The sequence below is a fragment of the Streptomyces sp. NPDC001219 genome, from assembly GCF_053597915.1.
Genome location: NZ_JBSFJF010000116.1, coordinates 1 through 16,169 on the forward strand (window position 1 = coordinate 1; position 16,169 = coordinate 16,169).

Genomic DNA, 16,169 nt, shown 5'->3' on the forward strand with positions numbered 1-16,169 from the left:
ATCACTTTCTGGGTGTGTAGTTAAGAAAACAAACCAACCCCCCACCCCCGGCCCCGGAGGTCCGTCACCGCACCCGACAACCACCCGCCCGCCGCAGGCGCCACGGCGAGCAACACCCACGGCGGGAAAGACAACAACGTGGGGCAACGGCAAAGCGCAGCGGACCGGCGGGAAAGCCGAAAACGTGGGAAGGAACTACTCCGCAACGCGCCGCAAGAAGATCGCCTCCGCCAGTGAGAGCCGCTCCAGCTCCTCGGGGGACACGCTCTCGTTGACGGCGTGGATCTGCGCCTCCGGCTCGCTCAGGCCGATGAGCAGGATCTCGGTGTCGGGGTAGAGGCCGGCCAGCGTGTTGCACAGGGGGATCGAGCCGCCCATGCCGGCGACCTGCATCTCCACGCCGTCGTAGGCCTCGCGCAGCGCCGCCGCCATGGAGGCGTACGCGGGGCTGTCGGTGTCCGCGCGGAACGGCTGGCCCTGGCCGACCTGTTCGACCGCGACCCGCGCGCCCCACGGAGCGGCGCTCTCCAGATGGGCCGCCAGCAGCTTGGTCGCCTCGGCCGCGTCCGTGCCCGGCGGGACCCGCAGGCTGACCAGGGCGCGGGCGCCCGCGTGGAGGGAGGGGGTGGCGCCGACCACCGGCGGGCAGTCGATGCCGAGCACCGTGACGGCCGGGCGGGCCCAGATCCGGTCGGCGACCGAGCCGCTGCCGAGCAGCCCGACCCCGTCCAGGACCTTGGCGTCCTTACGGAACTCCTCCTCCGGGTACTGGAGGCCCTCCCAGGTGGCGTCCGCGGCCAGGCCGGTCACCGTCGTCGAACCGTCCTCGGCGCGCAGCGAGTCGAGGATGCGGATCAGTGCCGCGAGCGCGTCGGGGGCCGCGCCGCCGAACTGGCCGGAGTGCAGATTGCCCTCCAGGGCGTCGACCTGGACGCGGACCAGGGTCATCCCGCGCAGCGTCGCGGTCACCGTCGGGAGTCCGGCCCGGAAGTTGCCGGCGTCACCGATGACGATGGCGTCGGCGGCGAGCAGTTCGGGGTGCGCCTCGGCGTACCGCTCCAGGCCGCCGGTGCCCTGTTCCTCCGAACCCTCCACGATCATCTTGACGTTGACCGGCACGCCGCCGTGCTCCTTGAGCGCGCGCAGCGCCGTCAGATGCATGATCAGGCCGCCCTTGCAGTCCGCGGTGCCGCGGCCGTACCAGCGGCCGTCGCGCTCGGTCAGCTCGAACGGCGGGGAGAGCCAGGCGGCCTCGTCCAGCGGCGGCTGCACGTCGTAGTGCGCGTAGAGCAGGACCGTCGGGGCGCCGGCCGGGCCGGGCAGGAAGCCGTACACGGACTGGGTGCCGTCCGGGGTGTCCAGCAGCGCCACGTCCTGGAAGCCGTCCGCCCGCAGCGCGTCGACGATCCAGTTGGCGGCGGCCTCGCACTCGCTCCGGGGGAACTGCGCGGGGTCCGCGACCGACTTGAAGGCCACCAGCTCGGCCAGTTCGGTCCTGGCACGGGGCTGCAGCGCGGCGACGGTCCGGGCGAGCGGGCTGTCAGACATGGAACGCTCCTTGTGGGCGCGGCGTTGTGCAGTACGGACCGGTCGGCCTCGTGAGCCGGACGGGCCGGACGTACGGGCATCGGCGCCCCCGATCTTCCCACAGGCCCCTCGCGTGAGAGCGGCCCGTAGGATGCGGGCGGTACACGCAGCCAGGCATCGAACGGGAGCAGTAGCACAGGTGAGCAGCGAGCGGGCAGCGGAGGACAACCAGCAGGTGTGGGACGTCGTGGTGGTGGGCGCGGGGCCTGCGGGAGCCTCGGCCGCGCATGCCGCGGCCTGTACGGGACGCCGGGTGCTGCTCCTGGAGAAGGCGGACCTGCCGCGCTACAAGACCTGCGGCGGCGGCATCATCGGCCCCTCCCGGGACTCCCTCCCGCCGGGCTTCGAGCTGCCGTTGCGCGACCGGGTGCATGCGGTGACGTTCTCGCTGAACGGCCGGCTGACCCGTACCCGCCGTTCCAAGCACATGCTGTTCGGCCTGATCAACCGCCCCGAGTTCGACGCCGGGCTGGTCGAGTCCGCCAAGGACGCGGGCGCGACGGTCCGTACGGGTGTCACGGTCTCCCGGGTGGAGCAGCACGGTGCCGAGGTGCCGGACCGGCGGACCGTCGCGGTGGTGCTCGGCGACGACGAGGTGGTGCTGGCCCGCGCGGTGATCGGTGCGGACGGCAGCGCGGGCCGTATAGGGGGCCATGTCGGGGTGAAGCTCGACCAGGTCGACCTGGGCCTGGAGGCGGAGATCCCGGTGCCGGCGCCGGTCGCCGAGGACTGGGCGGGCCGGGTGCTCATCGACTGGGGGCCGATGCCCGGCAGCTACGGCTGGGTCTTCCCCAAGGGCGACACGCTCACCGTCGGTGTCATCTCGGCGCGCGGCGAGGGCGCGGCGACCAAGCGCTATCTGGAGGACTTCATCGGGCGGCTGGGCCTCGCGGGCTTCGAGCCGAGCATCTCGTCGGGGCATCTGACGCGCTGTCGCGCCGAGGACTCCCCGCTGTCCCGTGGCCGGGTGCTGGTGTGCGGGGACGCGGCCGGGCTGCTGGAGCCGTGGACGCGGGAGGGCATCTCGTTCGCGCTGCGGTCCGGGCGGCTGGCGGGGGAGTGGGCGGTGCGCGTCGCCGAGGCGCATGACGCGGTCGACGCCCGCCGCCAGGCCCTGAACTACGCCTTCGCCATCAAGGCGGGGCTCGGGGTGGAGATGGGCGTGGGCCGTCAGATGCTCAAGGTCTTCTCGCGCCGTCCCGGGTTGCTGCATGCCGTGCTCACCGGCTTCCGCCCGGCCTGGCAGACCTTCGCGAAGATCACCCGCGGGACGACCACGCTGGCCGAGATCGTGCGGACGCACGGGATGGCGCGACGGGCGCTGGAGGCCATGGACCGCGGCTGAGTCGGGCGGGCCGGGGCGCGTACGGGCAGTCCGGCGGTCCGGCCGTGACACGTGGGGCGGGTGAGCCGCCGGGGACAGTTCCGGGTCGCCCTCCCGGTGGGGCGGGGAGCCGCGCCGTACTCCCGGGGGAGTACGCCCGGCCACCGCGCCGGGCTGACGCCGCCGGGCCCCGCCGCGGTCTAGCGTGACGGCATGGAGAATGCACGGCCGCCGTGGGCGCGGCGCTGCGGCGGCCCGGCGCGGGAGCGGTGGGCGGCGGCCCCGGCCGGGGACCTGCGGGGCCGGTACGGCACCCGGCTGCCCTGGCTGTCGACCCTCGTGGTGACGCTGGTGGTGACGGTCGGCTCCGGTTTCGCCGGCCACGACCAGCCGGGCCGGGTCCCGCTGGACTCCCCGGGCCGGGCGCTGCTGGTCCTCGGCGGGGCCCTGCTGCTCTTCCGGCACCGCTGTCCGCGCACCGTCGCCGTGGGCACCGCGGTCACCGTCGCGGTCTACCTCGCGGCCGGCTATCCGTACGGACCGGTCTTCCTCACCCTCGCCCTCGGCGCTTTCTCGGCGGTTGTCGCGGGCCACCGCGCGGTCGCCTGGTGGGCGCTGGGCGGGGTGTGGGCCTCCCATGTCCTGGTCGCCCACTGGCTCTACCGGTGGCTGCCGCCCCCGCACGACGGGCCCGCGCCCTGGGGGCAGGAACTGCTCGTCACCGCCTGGGTGGTGGCTGTGGTGGCCCTCTCCGAGCTGGTGCGGGTGCGCCGGGAGCAGCTGGCGAGGGCGGCGGCCGAGCGGGCCGCGGCGGAGCGCCGCAGGGCGGACGAGGAGCGGCTGCGGATCGCCCGTGAGCTGCACGACGTCCTGGCCCACAGCATCTCCGTCATCAACGTCCAGGCGGGGGTGGGGCTGGCGCTGCTCGACAGCGACCGGGAGCAGGCGCGGGCCGCGCTGACCACCATCAAGGACGCGAGCAAGGAGGCGCTGGGCGAGGTGCGCCAGGTCCTCGGCGCGCTGCGTACCCCGGGCGACGCCCCGCGTTCCCCGGCCCCCGGACTGGACCGGCTGCCGGAACTCACCGAGCAGGCCGGGAGCGCCGGGCTGACCGTGGACCTCACCACCGAGGGCGAGCCGGTCCCGCTGCCGCCCGGCACCGATCTCGCCGCGTTCCGCATCGTCCAGGAGGCGCTCACCAACATCGTCCGGCACTCCGGTTCGCGTGCCGCCCGGGTGCTGCTCCGCCACTCGCCCGGCGCGCTGGAGATCCGGGTCGACGACGACGGTCCGGCGACCGCCGGGCCGGGCGGGCCGGGCGGCGGCAACGGGCTGATCGGGATGCGGGAGCGGGCCGCCGCGCTGGGCGGCACCGTCGAGGCGGGTCCGCGCCCGGACGGCGGTTTCCGGGTCCGGGCCCGTATCCCGCTGGCCGGGGCGGGAACGGCGGACCGGGAGGCGGGCGCGGATACGGTGAGCCGCACCGCCACCGAGGAGGAGTCGTGATCCGGGTACTGCTCGCCGACGATCAGCTGCTGGTGCGGGCCGGCTTCAAGGTGCTGCTGGACGCCCAGCCCGGTATCGAGGTGGTCGCCGAGGCCGCGGACGGGCAGCAGGCGCTGGCCGCGGTGCGCGAACACCGCCCGGACATCGTCCTGATGGACATCCGGATGCCGGTGCTGGACGGTCTGGCCGCCACCCGCCGGGGGACCCGCGGCTGCGGGAGGTGAAGGTCGTCATGCTGACCACCTTCGAGCTGGACGAGTACGTCTTCGAGGCGATCCGCTCGGGTGCCTCCGGCTTTCTGGTCAAGGACACCGAACCGGAGGAGCTGCTGCGGGCGGTGCGCGCGGTCGTCGCCGGTGACGCGCTGCTCTCGCCCGGGGTCACCCGCCGTCTCATCGCCGAGTTCGCGGCCCGCTCCAAGGAGCCGGCCGCGGCCGGTGCGCTGTCCGCGCTGACCGGGCGGGAGCGCGAGGTGATGGCGCTGGTCGGGATCGGCCTCTCCAACGAGGAGATCGCCCGCCGGCTGGTCGTCAGCCCGCTCACCGCCAAGACGCATGTCAGCCGCACGATGGTCAAACTGGGCGCCCGCGACCGTGCCCAACTGGTCGTGCTGGCCTATGAGTCGGGGCTGGTGCGGCCCGGCTGGCTGGGGTGAGCCGGGCCGGGGCACGGGCCGGGTGCGTGACCGGCCCGCGGCGGACCCCGGAGCTCAGATGCCGGACCGCTCCTGCCACAGCTGCAGCAGCGACGCGTCGCCGGTGACGGTCATCGCGTCCCACGGCAGACGGTTCCACAGCGCGAGGTACAGCTCCTCGGCCGGGCCCTCGACCGTGCAGTCGGCCGGCTTGCCGGCGTCCGGCCCGTCGGCGTCCGGGGCGGTGCGCACCGTCTGCGGTGCGGTGTCGGAGAGCTGCACGGTCCAGTCGGCGCCGCGTGCGTTCGTCGCCCGCAGCCGCAGGCTCCGGGGCAGGTCCGTACGGACCCGGCTGCGGTCGCGGGAGTGAAAGCCCGTCAGGAGTTCGTCGATGCCGTCGGCGGCGAAGGCGGACGGCAGGGGAGTGCGGGAGGCGCCGGCCGCCTGCTGGGCGTCCACACGGTGCACCGAGGTCTCGTGCGCCTGCCGCCGGGCCCAGAACGCCAGCGGGGACCCGGCGGGCAGGAACGTCCAGGCGGCCAGGTCCTGCGGTGCGGAGTGCAGCGCCAGGACGAGATTGTGGTGGCCCTCGCGCAGCCAGGGCACGAGTGCGTCGTCGGCCAGGTCCGGGGCCTCCGGGGGACGGCTGGGCTGCTGTCCGCCCTGGGACACGTACTCCGTCGCCCAGCGGTGCACCCGTCCCACATGGGTGACCAGATCCCGCATCTGCCACTCGGGGCAGGCCGGAATCCGGGCGTCCGGCCCCGCCTCCTGCGCGGCATCGGCGAGCAGGCCGCCGTCCAGTCGCAGCGTTTCGACGAACTCAGTGATCTCCATGCCCCCGAGTGTGCCAGCCGGTACCGACAGCGAATCCCCGCGGGTCGGACGGTGGCCGGGCGGTGTGCGGTGGCCGGCGCCGGTGCCGGCCACCGGTGCCTCACGAGGGTCCGGTGTGGGCCCCGCGGGTGGCGTAGGCGATCCCCGCCGCGACCGCGGCGAGCAGGGCGACCGTGGTCAGTGCGGCGGGCAGGCCGGCCGCCTCGGCGAGGAAGCCGATGGCGGGCGGGCCGAGCAGCATGCCGCCGTAGCCGACCGTGGAGGCCACCGCGACGCCGTCCGGGCCGCCGGTCTCGCCGGCCCGTGCCAGGGCGATGGGGAAGATGTTGGCCAGGCCCAGGCCCGCGACGGCGAAACCCGCACAGGCCGCCCAGGCCGTGGGGGCGAGCGCGCCGAGCAGCATGCCCGCGGTCGCCGTCGTCCCGCCCGCGATCAGTGCCCGCGGCGCCCCGAAGCGCTGCACGAACGCCGTTCCGGACAGCCGCCCCAGGGTCATCGCCAGCGCGAACACCGTGTATCCGGCGGCGGCCGTGGCGGGCCCGGCGCCCAGGTCCTGGGAGAGGTGCAGCGCGCCCCAGTCGGCCATCGCCCCCTCGCCGTACGCGGTGCACAGGGCGATCAGCCCGAAGACGAGCACCAGACGCCGGGCCCGGCCCGTACGGGCCCGCGCCGGACGGCCCTCCTCCGGGGCGGGCAGTTGCTCGGGGACCTCCGGCAGCGGCTGTCCGCACAGCGCGCGCCCGGCTACCACCGTCACCAGCAGCCCGAGCACGGCGAGCACCAGCAGGTGGACGGTGGCGGACAGCCCGCCCGCGAGCAGTCCGCCGAGGCCCGCGCCGAGCATGCCGCCCAGGCTGAAGGCGGCGTGGAAGCTCGGCATCACGGGGCGTCGCAGGGCGCCGATGAGTGCCACCGCGGCGCTGTTCATCGCGACGTTGAGCGAGCCGTACGCGGCGCCGAAGACCAGCAGGACCAGCCCCAGCGCGGTCGCGGAGTGGGTGAGGGGCGGCAGCACGATGCTCAGCGCGAGGCCGGCCGCGGCGGCGACCGTCACGGCGGGGCTGCCGAACCGCCGGCACAACCGTCCGGCGATCATCATGAAGGCGACCGCGCCGGCCGACACGCCGAGCAGGGCGAGCCCGAGGGCGCCCGCTCCGGCGCCGGTCTGCGCCTTGATCGCGGGGATACGGACGACCCAGCCGGCGAAGAGGAAGCCGTCCGTGGCGAAGAAGGCGGTGAGCGCGATACGGAGGCGGGTCAGCTCGGAACCGGCGGGAACGGCGCCCCGGTCCCGCGTGAGGGCACTCCGTATTTTGTTTAGTGTCGGCACAAAGTCAGAATAGGGGGGTGACCCAGACTCGGACAACCAGGCTGGAGCGGGGCCGTGGCGCCCTCGGCCCCGCACTGGAGCTCGTACACACCGGCCGTGCGCCCACCCGCGCCGTCCTGACCTCCGAACTCGGCGTGACCCGCGCTACCGCGGGCGCGGTGGCCGCCGAGCTCGAAGCGCTCGGACTGATCACCGTCGACTCCCGGCCGACCGCCTCCGCCGGCTCCCAAGGACGCCCCTCACATCGGCTGTTCGTCGCCGAGCGCGGACCGGTGGTGCTCGCCGCGCAGATCCACGCGGACGGGTTCCGGGTCGCGCTGGTCGGTCTCGGGGGCCGCATCGTGGCGACCACGTACGGCTGCGGCACCATCCCCGCCGACCCGGCCCATGTGCTCGCCGATGTCGTCGCGGCCGGCGCCGAGCTGCTGCGCGAGACCGGACGGCGCTGCCTCGGCGCCGGCCTCGCGGTGCCCTCAGCGGTCGCCGAACCGGACGGCGAGGCGCTCAACCCGCTGCACCTCGCCTGGCCTTCGGGCGCCCCCGTACGCGCCCTCTTCGTGCGCTCGCTCACCGAGGCCGGCATCCCGGGCGTCACCGGGCAGATCGGCTTCAGCGGCAACGACGTCAACCTCATGGCACTCGCCGAACACCGGCACGGGGCCGGCCAGGGCGCCCGTGACCTGCTCTGTGTGGCCTCCGGGCACCGGGGCGTCGGCGGCGCGCTGGTCCTCGACGGCCGTCTGCACAGCGGCAGTTCGGGCCTGGCGCTGGAGGTCGGCCATCTGACCGTCAACCCCGAGGGGGCGCCCTGCCACTGCGGCAGCCGCGGCTGCCTGGACGTCGAGGCGGACCCGCTCGCCTTCCTCGTCGCCGCCGGCCGCGAACCGGGCCCCGAGGTCTCGCTGCTCCAGCAGGCCGCCGACCTCCTGCGGGACGAGTACGCCGATCCGGGCGTCCGCGCCGCGGCCGACCTCCTCATCGACCGCCTCGGCCTCGGCCTCGCCGGCCTCGTCAACATCCTCAACCCCGACCGCATCGTCCTCGGCGGACTCCACCGCGCCCTGCTGGAGGCCGACCCGGAACGGCTGCGCGCGGTGGTCGCCGACCGCAGCCTGTGGGGCCGCAGCGGCGGAGTGCCGATCCTGCCCTCCGGCCTCGACTACAACAGCCTGGTCGGCGCGGCCGAGCTGGCCTGGCAGCCGGTGCTGGACGATCCGCTGGTCGTCCTCGACCGGTAAGGGGCGGGCCGGGCCCGGCAGCGGCACCTGGGGGCGCGGGGCGGGGCCGGGGACCAGGGCCCGTGCTCTCCTCCGCCGGGGCTCCCTGGCGGCGACGCGGCGGGTGGCGGCTTCGTACGTCGCCCGGGGCTCTCCTCCCGGGGCGGACTCGCCGCCGCCCGCACCCGGCGGCAGGGGCAGGCCCCGCGCGAGGCGGCACCCGGGCGGACTCCGTAGGCTGCGGTCATGATTCCCGAAGCGGTCGCGCGCAGCCCGTACGTCAGCCTGGTCACCTTCCGCAGGAACGGGACGCCGGTGGCCACGCCCGTATGGGCGGTGGCCGACGGGGCGGAACTCCTGGTGTGGACGCGGGACGACAGCTGGAAGGTGAAGCGGCTGCGCCGCGACACCCGGGTGACCGTCACCCCGTGCGACGTGCGCGGCCGGATCGCCGAGGGAACCCCGGCCGTCGAGGGCACCGGCCGGCTCCTGGAGGGCGCCGACGGGCTCGGGCGGGTGCGCAAGGCGATGGCGCGCAAATACGGGCTGCGGTTCCGGGTGATGGACGTCGTCGGCGCGCTGGCGCGCGGCGGCAAGCGGCCGCATGTGGGGATCTCGGTCACCCTCTAGGCGCGTTGTCCCGGTCCGGACGGCACGCCCACGCGCCGTTCACCGGCCGCCGGGGGACGCCGGCGCCCAGTCGGCGGCGAACGCCCGTGCCGGGTTGTCCGTCAGGAACCGCCGCACCAGGTCCGCGCCCAGGGTGAGCGCCAGCCGCTCCCGGAGACGGCGCAGCAGATACGGCATACCGGGGCCGCCGTTGACCGAGCGGGCGTCGACGGTGGTGGTGTCGCCGCCGAGCAGAATCCGGTCGCCGAAGCCCGCGTCGGCGAGCGCGGCCAGCACCTCGGGCAGCCGCCAGTCGGTCGCATGATGCGCCCGCGACGGACCGTCGAAGGCCAGATAGGCCCCCGCCTCGGCGGCCTTCCGGTGCACCACGGGGTCCGGTGAGCGGTTGAGATGACCGAGGATCACCCGGTCCGGCGGGACCCCCAACTCCCCGCAGAGCAGGTCGAGTACGTCCAGCGCCCCGGTGCCCGACTCCAGGTGGACGCCGAGAGGGGCGCCGGTCGCCCGCTGGGCCTCGGCGGCGGCCGTCATGGTGCGCCGGGCGTGCCGGTCCAGCCCGTGGAAACCGCCGGCAACCTTGATCATTCCGGCCCGGGGGCCGGTACCGCCGATCCCCTCGGTCAGCTCGGCGACGAACAGCCCGGCCGGCTCCGGTCCGACCCGCTCCAGCAGCTCGGGGGCGTAGTGCACCGCCTGGTGCAGCCCGGTGGCGGCGACGATCCGCACCCCCGACTCCCGGGCCAGCCGCGGAAGTTCGGCGGCGCGACGGCCCATGCCGTACGGCGTCCACTGGACCACCGCCCCGCCGCCGGCCGTCCGGAAGGCACGCAGCTCGGCGGCCGCCGCCCCGGCGTCGTCCAGCTCCTGTCCCGGCAGCCGGGGGCTGCGCAGGAAGAGATGGTCATGGGCGTCGCAGACACCCAGCCCGGCGGGCGGGATGTCGCCGAGGACCGTACGGACGGCGGGCGCGGCGGGCGCGGCGGGGGCGTCCGCGGGCGTCGGGCTCACCACAGCCGCCCGGTGCCCAGCCGGCCGGTGTCCGGCGCAGACAGATGCAGCACCTGGTAGCGGTCGCCCGCGGACCGCGGGGAGCCGTCCGCCCAGAGCGTGAAGTGGACCAGCTCCCAGTGCCGGGGGTCGAGGGCCAGCGCGGTGGAGTGCACCCCGTCCGTCGTGGCCAGCTCCTCGTGCCCGGCGACCGCCCGCGCGATGACGGTGGCGGCGTCGGCGTCCTCGGCGAGCGCCGCGGTCCGCCGGGTGAAGGCGCGGGGGAGGGTGCCGGCGGCCGGGCCGGGGCGGTGGAACAGCCCCTGCCAGTTCTGGACGGCCGGCCGCCCGAAGTCACGGACCACGCCGCGGAATCCGTCCCCGAGCAGGAAGCGGTTCATGGCCTCCGGGTCGGCCCAGAGATAGAACGGCGCGTACTGGTTGACCGGCGCGCCGTCGACCCCGCGCTCCCGGACGCCGTACGCCTTGAGGCCGAGCCCGGCGAAGTCGTCCAGGAGGTGGCCCCTGGTGCGGACGCGGTGCCGGATGATCTCCATGTCGTAGTCGGCGGGCAGGGTGACGGCGTACTGCATGGCGTGCATGACGGGCTCCGTACGGATCGCGGGGGAGGGGTGGTGGCGCCGTGGTGGGTGGTCACCCGCCGGGGTAGGCGTCGGCACCGACCGGTTCGGCCCACTCCGCCGTGGTGCCGTCCTCGGCCGCCTCGACCGTCGCCAAGTGGGTCATGAAGGTGTCCGGCGCCGCGCCGTGCCAGTGCCGGTCCCCGGGGGCGATCCAGACGGTGTCGCCGGCGCGCACCGGCTCGACGGGGCCGCCCGCACGCTGGACCAGGCCGGTGCCCTCGGTGACGTGGAGGATCTGGCCGTGCGGGTGGGTGTGCCAGGCGGTGTGGGCTCCGGGCGCGAAATGGACGCTGAACTTCCGGAGCCGGGACGGCGCGGGCGGGGCCGCGATCTCGTCCAGCCAGACACTGCCGGTGAACTGCGCGGCGGGGCCCGGCCGGCTGGCGGGACGCTGTCGGGTGATCTCCATGGGTCGCGAACTCCTGGTGGTGGGCGGGGCGTTCAGCCGGCGGTGGTGACCTGCGCACCGAGCAGGGCCAGCACGCCCTGTACGGCCGCGTCGAACGGCGCGGCGTCATCGGCGGCACGGGCCAGCACACAGCCGCCCTGGACGACGGCCGCGACGGTCGCGGCGGTGGCCGCCGGGTCGAGCGCGGCCGCGAGTTCGCCGCGCCGCTGCCCCTCGGTGAGGACCTCGGCGATCCGCTCATGCAGCCAGTCGAACATCTCGTCCAGCGGCCGGCGCAGCTCGGCGCTGTGCACCACATCGCGGTCCTGGGTCATCCGGCCGACCGGGCAGCCGCGCAGCACCTGCCGCTCCCGCAGCAGATACGCCGCGACGCGGTCGTACGCCGTGCCGGGTCCGCCCAGGCACTCCTCGGCGGACCGCCTCAGGTCCTCCGCGGTGCGCCGGACCGCCGCCAGGGCGAGGTCGGACTTGCCCTTGAAGTGGTGGTACATGCTGCCCTGGCCGACGCCCGCGCGCTCCAGGATCGCCTTGGGGCTGGTGCCGACATAGCCCCGCTCCCACAGCAGCTCCTGAGTACTCCGAATGAGCCGTCCCCGGGTGTCGAGCGGTTGCTGATCGCTGCTCATGGGGGCACTGTACATACTAGTAGTTACAGAGATCAAGGGTGAGGGGTTGGGGGCGGGGGTGGGGGCTGAGCGCGGGCGGCCGGCCGGCCGTTCCGCGGCCCGGGGTACCCCGTCCGTGCCGAGACGCCCTCGCCCCTCGCCGTGCTCGGACGGCGCTTCGCCGCGGGCGAGATCGACGAGGAGGAGTACTGGCGCCGGCTCTCCGTCCTGGAGGAGCACTTCGCCCAGGGCCCCAAGGGGGGCGCGGCATGACCACCGCCGGCCCGGACCGTCACGCCGTCCGGGCCGGCCGGGGCCGTCAGCCGACCCTGGCGCCCCGGACCCGGATGTGGGAGCCGGCCGCCGTACGGATCTCCTCCAGCGGCAGGGACTCCCACTCCCCGTACCCGCGCACCGTACAGGCCTCTTCGGGTGCCGTGGTCAGGGCCGGAAGGGTGAACCACACGACCTTGCCGCTGCCGTCCGGGCGCACCCCCCAGCTCTCGCTGAGCGCCGCGATCAGCGCCAGGCCGCGGCCGCAGGTCTCCCAGCTCTCGGCCACCCGGATACGGGGCAGCCGGGGGTCCTCGTCGTGCACCGAGACGGTCAACTGATCAAGAAGAACACACAGTTCCACGGTGCAGTGCTTGCTGGGGCGGGCGTGCCGGTGCACATTGGCGAGGAGCTCGGTCACCCCGAGCGCCGCCGGGTCTATCAGGGCGTCGAGACGCCAGTACCGCAGCTGCGCGGAGACGATTCTGCGCACATGTCCGATGCGAGCCGGAACGGCTTGGAGCTCCACCGTGCAGTGCCTGCTGGGCTGCCTGATCACGACCGCGACTCCCTGATGAGGCCGGGCGCCCCTCGTACCGGGCAGGGGCGAAGATCGAATCCAGCGATGCCGGCTGCACCACAGCGTCACCGCTGGTGAACCCTCAGTGATACGAGATCCAGGGTCAGGCAGCCGACGCGCTCCCGCAACCGCACCTGCCCGGCCGGAGCAGGCCGTCAGGGGCGCGGCGGACGCGCCGCCTCCAGCGCCTTGAAGAAGAGTTCCGGGGCGCCGAGCGTGAGCGAGTAGCGGTGCCCGTTGAGCGTGGCGAGCGCCCGGTCCCGCGCCGCGAACAGCGGTTTGTGCGCCTCCACGGCCTGGAGCGGGGCGCTGTCGATCTCCCGGCCGTAACTGGTCAGCAGCGCGAGTCTGCCGTCGCTGATGACGACCTGGCCGGCGCGGGTCAGGGACCGCAGCCACCGCTCGATGCGTACGCCGGTCGCGTTGAACTCGGGCTCCGCCATGCCGGCGCCTCCTCGGTAGACGGGCAGCTGCCCTCCACCGCCCCTTGGGGGAAGTCTGCCGCTACCGCGCCCGCCGCACCAGTGGCCCGGTGCGTGGTGCGCGCGACAGCCCCGCCCCACGGCCTCCTTGGGGTATCTCAAAGTGATGTTTATGCAGGTGAGAAGGGTGCGGCGGGTAGCTATAGTCGGAATCGGCCCGCCGTTGTGCGCGGGTGTTTCGAACCTCCGAGGAGCGCGCCGGTGAGCACCGCACCGCAGCCGCAGAGCCGGTCCGACCAGGCCGCGGCCGAGGCCCCGATACCGACCGTCGACGTCGACCGCAGCGATCCGGACTACCGGAGCTGGCTCAAAGAAGCCGTCCGCAAGGTCCAGGCGGACGCCAACCGCACCGCCGACACCCATCTGCTGCGCTTTCCGCTGCCCGAGCGGTGGGGCATCGACCTCTACCTCAAGGACGAGTCGACGCACCCCACCGGCAGCCTCAAGCACCGGCTGGCCCGCTCGCTGTTCCTCTACGGGCTGTGCAACGGCTGGATTCGGCCGGGCAAGCCCGTCATCGAGTCCTCCAGCGGCTCCACGGCCGTCTCCGAGGCGTACTTCGCCTCCCTCATCGGGGTGCCGTTCATCGCGGTGATGCCGGCCACCACCAGCCCCGAGAAGACCCGGCTGATCGAGTTCCACGGCGGCACCTGCCACCTGGTGCAGGACCCGCGGACCGTCTACGAGGTCTCCGCCCGGCTCGCCGCGGAGTCCGGCGGTCACTACATGGACCAGTTCACCTACGCGGAACGGGCCACCGACTGGCGGGGCAACAACAACATCGCCGAGTCGATCTACCAGCAGCTGCGGCTCGAGCGCTATCCCGAGCCCGCCTGGATCGTGGCGACCGCGGGCACCGGCGGCACCTCAGCGACCATCGCCCGCTACGTCCACTACATGCAGTACGACACCCGCATCTGCGTCCCCGACCCGGAGAACTCCTGCTTCTTCGACGGCTGGCGCACCGGCGACGCCAAGACCGACTGCGCCACCGCCTCGCGCATCGAGGGCATCGGACGGCCGCGGATGGAACCGAGCTTCGTCCCCGGCGCCATCGACCGGATGATGAAGGTCCCGGACGCCGCCAGCGTCGCGGCCGTACGCGCCCTGGAGACCGCGATAGGCCGCAAGGCGGGCGGCTCGACCGGCACCGGGCTGTGGAGCGCCCTGAAGATCGTCGCCGAGATGGTCGCCGAGGGCCGTACCGGCTCCGTCGTCACCCTGCTGTGCGACCCCGGCGACCGCTACCTGGACAAGTACTACTCGGACACCTGGCTGGCCTCCCAGGGCCTGGACATCACGCCCTACGCGCGCACCATCGAGGAGTTCCTGGCCACCGGCTCCTGGACCGGCTGAACCTCCGGGCGGGGGCGCCCTCAGGGCCGGGCGAGCCTGCGGTCCAGGGCCCGCGCGGACTGCCGGAAGGCGCGGCCCAGGCCCGGCCTGGCCGGCGTCAGCAGCAGGCGGAACGGCGCCGGGCCGTCCGCCGCGAACGTCCACCGCAGCCGGGTGCCGCCGCCCGCCGGTGTCAGCCGCCAGTCCTCCAACAGGGCGCGCAGACCAGGGGCGTTGGTGGTGTCGACGCGGTAGGCGTAACGCGTGTCGGGCTCGGCCGCCAGGACCGTTTCGTCGAAGCGGGTGCCCCCGGTCAGCCGCACCTCGCGGCCCGCGCCGCCCCGCGTCGCCGCCGAGTGCGCCACGCCTGTGAACCAGCGCGACCAGCCGGCCACATCGTCCGCCAGCGCCGCGTACACCGCCTTCGGCGGCGCGTCGACCTCCGCGGCGAACACCAGCCGCAGCGGGGCGGTCTCGGCGAAGTCGAGCTCGACGGGGCGGAGTCGGCGTGCCATGGGACGAGCACCCCCTACGGGACGGTCGGCGGGCCTGCGCGGGTCACCATAGCTGACGCACCGTCAGATGTCTGTGTCGTACGCCGGCTCGCCCGCCACCACCAGCTCCGGCGGCAGCTCCGCGAACTCGGCGCGCGCCCCCGCGGGCAGCCCGGCATCCGTCACCAGCACATCCACCTGATCCAGCGTGGCAAACGAACTCAGGCCGACCGTGCCCCACTTGGTGTGGTCGGCGACCACCACCACGCGCCGCGCGGACCGCACGAAATGCCGGTTGGTCTCCGCCTCCGCCAGATTCGGCGTCGACAACCCCGCCTCGACCGATATGCCGTGCACCCCGAGGAAGAGCACATCGAAATGCAGCGACCGGATCGCGGCATCCGCCACCGGGCCCACCAGGGTGTCCGACGGCGTACGCACCCCGCCCGTCAGCACCACCGTCGCGGCGCCCGCGCGCGGCCCCGTGCCGCCGACGGCCGCCGCCCGCTGCGCGGCGTAGAACACATCGGCCACCCGCACCGAATTCGTCACCACCGTCAGATCCGGCACCTCCAGCAGCTGCTGGGCCACCGCGAACGCGGTGGTGCCGCCCGCCAGCGCGATCGCGCTGCCCGGCGCCGCCATCTCGGCCGCCGCCTTGGCGATGTCCTCCTTGGCGCTCAGCTCCAGGCCCGACTTCGCCTCGAAACCCGGCTCGTGCGCACTCGGCTCGCTGACCGGCACCGCACCGCCGTGCACCTTCTCCACCATGCCCTGCCGGGCCAGTGCGTCCAGATCGCGACGGACCGTCATGTCCGACACGCTCAGCCTGCGGGTCAGCTCATTGACCCGCACCCCGCCCCGCCGTCTGACCTCGTCGAGAATCAGGGCACGCCGCTGCTCCGCGAGGAGATTCTGGTTGTCACTCACCCCGGCCCGTCCCTTCCGCCCGGCACGCCGCGTCGGGTCGTACACACCGGCTGCCGCCGACGATCACTGATGACCTCATCCTCGCACGAGGCACTGACAGTGACGGCGTTGTCGGGTGAGACGGTTCGCGGCGGGTGGGGCGAGAGAGCGTGAGGGTGGGGGTGGGTGGTGGGGGCCTCCCGGCTTCCCGCGGTCCGCCGCTGCTCTCTGCCCCCTCCTGCCGGCCGGCCGTTGCTGCCTGCCTGCTCCTGCCGGCCGGCCGTTGCTCCCTGCCTGCCCTGCCGGTCCGCTGCTGCTCCCCGCCGCCTGCCGGCAGCCCGCCGCTGCTCCCCCGCCCCCTCCCCCTCCCCCCCCTTCGGGGGAGG

The 16,169-nt window shown here is 74.4% G+C and carries 16 protein-coding genes and 2 pseudogenes; 7 read left to right on the top strand and 11 right to left on the bottom strand.

Annotated elements, in window-relative coordinates; genetic code table 11:
• Positions 1–195: 195 nt before the first annotated feature.
• Positions 196–1,548 carry a M20/M25/M40 family metallo-hydrolase gene (locus tag ACWC9R_RS35620; RefSeq protein ID WP_450737886.1) on the bottom strand — a complete coding sequence of 451 codons (1,353 nt, stop codon included), beginning with the start codon at positions 1,546–1,548 and terminating at the stop codon, positions 196–198.
• 178 nt (positions 1,549–1,726) lie between these two features.
• Between ACWC9R_RS35620 and ACWC9R_RS35625 the strand changes: the two genes are divergently transcribed.
• From ACWC9R_RS35625 to ACWC9R_RS35635, 3 genes and pseudogenes are all read left to right on the top strand, one after another.
• A complete protein-coding gene (locus ACWC9R_RS35625; RefSeq protein ID WP_450737888.1) occupies positions 1,727–2,932 on the top strand; it encodes a geranylgeranyl reductase family protein in 1,206 nt (401 codons plus the stop codon).
• A gap of 192 nt (positions 2,933–3,124) precedes the next feature.
• Complete coding sequence (locus ACWC9R_RS35630; protein ID WP_450737889.1) at positions 3,125–4,417, top strand: sensor histidine kinase; 1,293 nt, start codon at positions 3,125–3,127, stop codon at positions 4,415–4,417.
• Positions 4,414–5,072 (top strand): annotated as a pseudogene (locus ACWC9R_RS35635) (response regulator transcription factor). The gene ACWC9R_RS35630 and the pseudogene ACWC9R_RS35635 overlap by 4 nt, the downstream one beginning before the upstream one ends.
• Positions 5,073–5,126: 54 nt before the next feature.
• Here the strand turns inward: ACWC9R_RS35635 and ACWC9R_RS35640 are convergent.
• Positions 5,127–5,888: a maleylpyruvate isomerase family mycothiol-dependent enzyme gene (locus ACWC9R_RS35640; RefSeq protein WP_450737891.1), complete on the bottom strand. Its 762-nt coding sequence runs from the start codon at positions 5,886–5,888 to the stop codon at positions 5,127–5,129.
• A 100-nt stretch (positions 5,889–5,988) separates the two neighbouring features.
• On the bottom strand, positions 5,989–7,218 hold the full coding sequence (locus ACWC9R_RS35645) for an MFS transporter (protein WP_450737893.1): 1,230 nt from the start codon (positions 7,216–7,218) through the stop codon (positions 5,989–5,991).
• A gap of 17 nt (positions 7,219–7,235) precedes the next feature.
• Between ACWC9R_RS35645 and ACWC9R_RS35650 the strand changes: the two genes are divergently transcribed.
• Together ACWC9R_RS35650 and ACWC9R_RS35655 are read left to right on the top strand one after the other, a co-directional pair.
• Positions 7,236–8,456, top strand: a complete 1,221-nt coding sequence (locus tag ACWC9R_RS35650) for an ROK family protein (RefSeq protein WP_450737895.1) — start codon at positions 7,236–7,238, stop codon at positions 8,454–8,456.
• A gap of 225 nt (positions 8,457–8,681) precedes the next feature.
• Positions 8,682–9,065: a PPOX class F420-dependent oxidoreductase gene (locus tag ACWC9R_RS35655; protein ID WP_450737897.1), complete on the top strand. Its 384-nt coding sequence runs from the start codon at positions 8,682–8,684 to the stop codon at positions 9,063–9,065.
• 39 nt (positions 9,066–9,104) lie between these two features.
• Here ACWC9R_RS35655 and ACWC9R_RS35660 read toward each other — a convergent pair whose 3' ends face one another.
• Genes ACWC9R_RS35660 through ACWC9R_RS35675 form a run of 4 tightly spaced genes read right to left on the bottom strand, consistent with a single transcriptional unit; the run spans position 9,105 to position 11,731 of the window.
• On the bottom strand, positions 9,105–10,076 hold the full coding sequence (locus ACWC9R_RS35660) for a phosphotriesterase family protein (RefSeq protein ID WP_450737899.1): 972 nt from the start codon (positions 10,074–10,076) through the stop codon (positions 9,105–9,107).
• Positions 10,070–10,654, bottom strand: coding sequence for a DUF4865 family protein (locus ACWC9R_RS35665; protein ID WP_450737901.1), 585 nt, complete (start codon positions 10,652–10,654; stop codon positions 10,070–10,072). The genes ACWC9R_RS35660 and ACWC9R_RS35665 overlap by 7 nt, the downstream gene beginning before the upstream one ends.
• A 52-nt stretch (positions 10,655–10,706) precedes the next feature.
• The gene (locus ACWC9R_RS35670; RefSeq protein ID WP_450737902.1) at positions 10,707–11,105 is read right to left on the bottom strand and encodes a (R)-mandelonitrile lyase; all 399 of its coding nucleotides are present in this window, start codon (positions 11,103–11,105) and stop codon (positions 10,707–10,709) included.
• Positions 11,106–11,137: 32 nt separating this feature from the next.
• On the bottom strand, positions 11,138–11,731 hold the full coding sequence (locus ACWC9R_RS35675; protein WP_450737904.1) for a TetR/AcrR family transcriptional regulator: 594 nt from the start codon (positions 11,729–11,731) through the stop codon (positions 11,138–11,140).
• A gap of 84 nt (positions 11,732–11,815) precedes the next feature.
• Here ACWC9R_RS35675 and ACWC9R_RS35680 point away from each other — a divergent pair.
• A pseudogene (locus tag ACWC9R_RS35680) lies at positions 11,816–11,983 on the top strand (SHOCT domain-containing protein); the annotation flags it as partial.
• A 46-nt stretch (positions 11,984–12,029) separates the two neighbouring features.
• Here the strand turns inward: ACWC9R_RS35680 and ACWC9R_RS35685 are convergent.
• Both ACWC9R_RS35685 and ACWC9R_RS35690 read right to left on the bottom strand, forming a co-directional pair.
• Positions 12,030–12,542 (bottom strand): ATP-binding protein, encoded by a 513-nt coding sequence (locus ACWC9R_RS35685; RefSeq protein WP_393364164.1) that lies wholly within the window; start codon positions 12,540–12,542, stop codon positions 12,030–12,032.
• Between the two features lie 176 nt (positions 12,543–12,718).
• On the bottom strand, positions 12,719–13,006 hold the full coding sequence (locus ACWC9R_RS35690) for a hypothetical protein (RefSeq protein ID WP_450737905.1): 288 nt from the start codon (positions 13,004–13,006) through the stop codon (positions 12,719–12,721).
• A 240-nt stretch (positions 13,007–13,246) separates the two neighbouring features.
• On the opposite strand from ACWC9R_RS35690, the gene ACWC9R_RS35695 reads away from it, so the two are divergent.
• Complete coding sequence (locus ACWC9R_RS35695; protein ID WP_450737907.1) at positions 13,247–14,401, top strand: PLP-dependent cysteine synthase family protein; 1,155 nt, start codon at positions 13,247–13,249, stop codon at positions 14,399–14,401.
• A 20-nt stretch (positions 14,402–14,421) separates the two neighbouring features.
• Here the strand turns inward: ACWC9R_RS35695 and ACWC9R_RS35700 are convergent, their stop codons facing one another.
• Together ACWC9R_RS35700 and ACWC9R_RS35705 are read right to left on the bottom strand one after the other, a co-directional pair.
• Complete coding sequence (locus ACWC9R_RS35700) at positions 14,422–14,895, bottom strand: SRPBCC family protein (RefSeq protein ID WP_450737909.1); 474 nt, start codon at positions 14,893–14,895, stop codon at positions 14,422–14,424.
• A 63-nt stretch (positions 14,896–14,958) separates the two neighbouring features.
• Positions 14,959–15,804, bottom strand: a complete 846-nt coding sequence (locus tag ACWC9R_RS35705) for a DeoR/GlpR family DNA-binding transcription regulator (protein WP_362603557.1) — start codon at positions 15,802–15,804, stop codon at positions 14,959–14,961.
• Positions 15,805–16,169: the final 365 nt, after the last annotated feature.

What these genes read in the sequence shown, in the direction of transcription:
- ACWC9R_RS35620 (WP_450737886.1), bottom strand. Translation starts at nt 1,548, where the DNA reads ATGTCTGACAGCCCGCTCGCCCGGACCGTCGCCGCGCTGCAGCCCCGT.
- ACWC9R_RS35630 (WP_450737889.1), top strand. Translation starts at nt 3,125, where the DNA reads ATGGAGAATGCACGGCCGCCGTGGGCGCGGCGCTGCGGCGGCCCGGCG.
- ACWC9R_RS35640 (WP_450737891.1), bottom strand. Translation starts at nt 5,888, where the DNA reads ATGGAGATCACTGAGTTCGTCGAAACGCTGCGACTGGACGGCGGCCTG.
- ACWC9R_RS35655 (WP_450737897.1), top strand. Translation starts at nt 8,682, where the DNA reads ATGATTCCCGAAGCGGTCGCGCGCAGCCCGTACGTCAGCCTGGTCACC.
- ACWC9R_RS35665 (WP_450737901.1), bottom strand. Translation starts at nt 10,654, where the DNA reads ATGCACGCCATGCAGTACGCCGTCACCCTGCCCGCCGACTACGACATG.
- ACWC9R_RS35670 (WP_450737902.1), bottom strand. Translation starts at nt 11,105, where the DNA reads ATGGAGATCACCCGACAGCGTCCCGCCAGCCGGCCGGGCCCCGCCGCG.
- ACWC9R_RS35675 (WP_450737904.1), bottom strand. Translation starts at nt 11,731, where the DNA reads ATGAGCAGCGATCAGCAACCGCTCGACACCCGGGGACGGCTCATTCGG.
- ACWC9R_RS35690 (WP_450737905.1), bottom strand. Translation starts at nt 13,006, where the DNA reads ATGGCGGAGCCCGAGTTCAACGCGACCGGCGTACGCATCGAGCGGTGG.
- ACWC9R_RS35700 (WP_450737909.1), bottom strand. Translation starts at nt 14,895, where the DNA reads ATGGCACGCCGACTCCGCCCCGTCGAGCTCGACTTCGCCGAGACCGCC.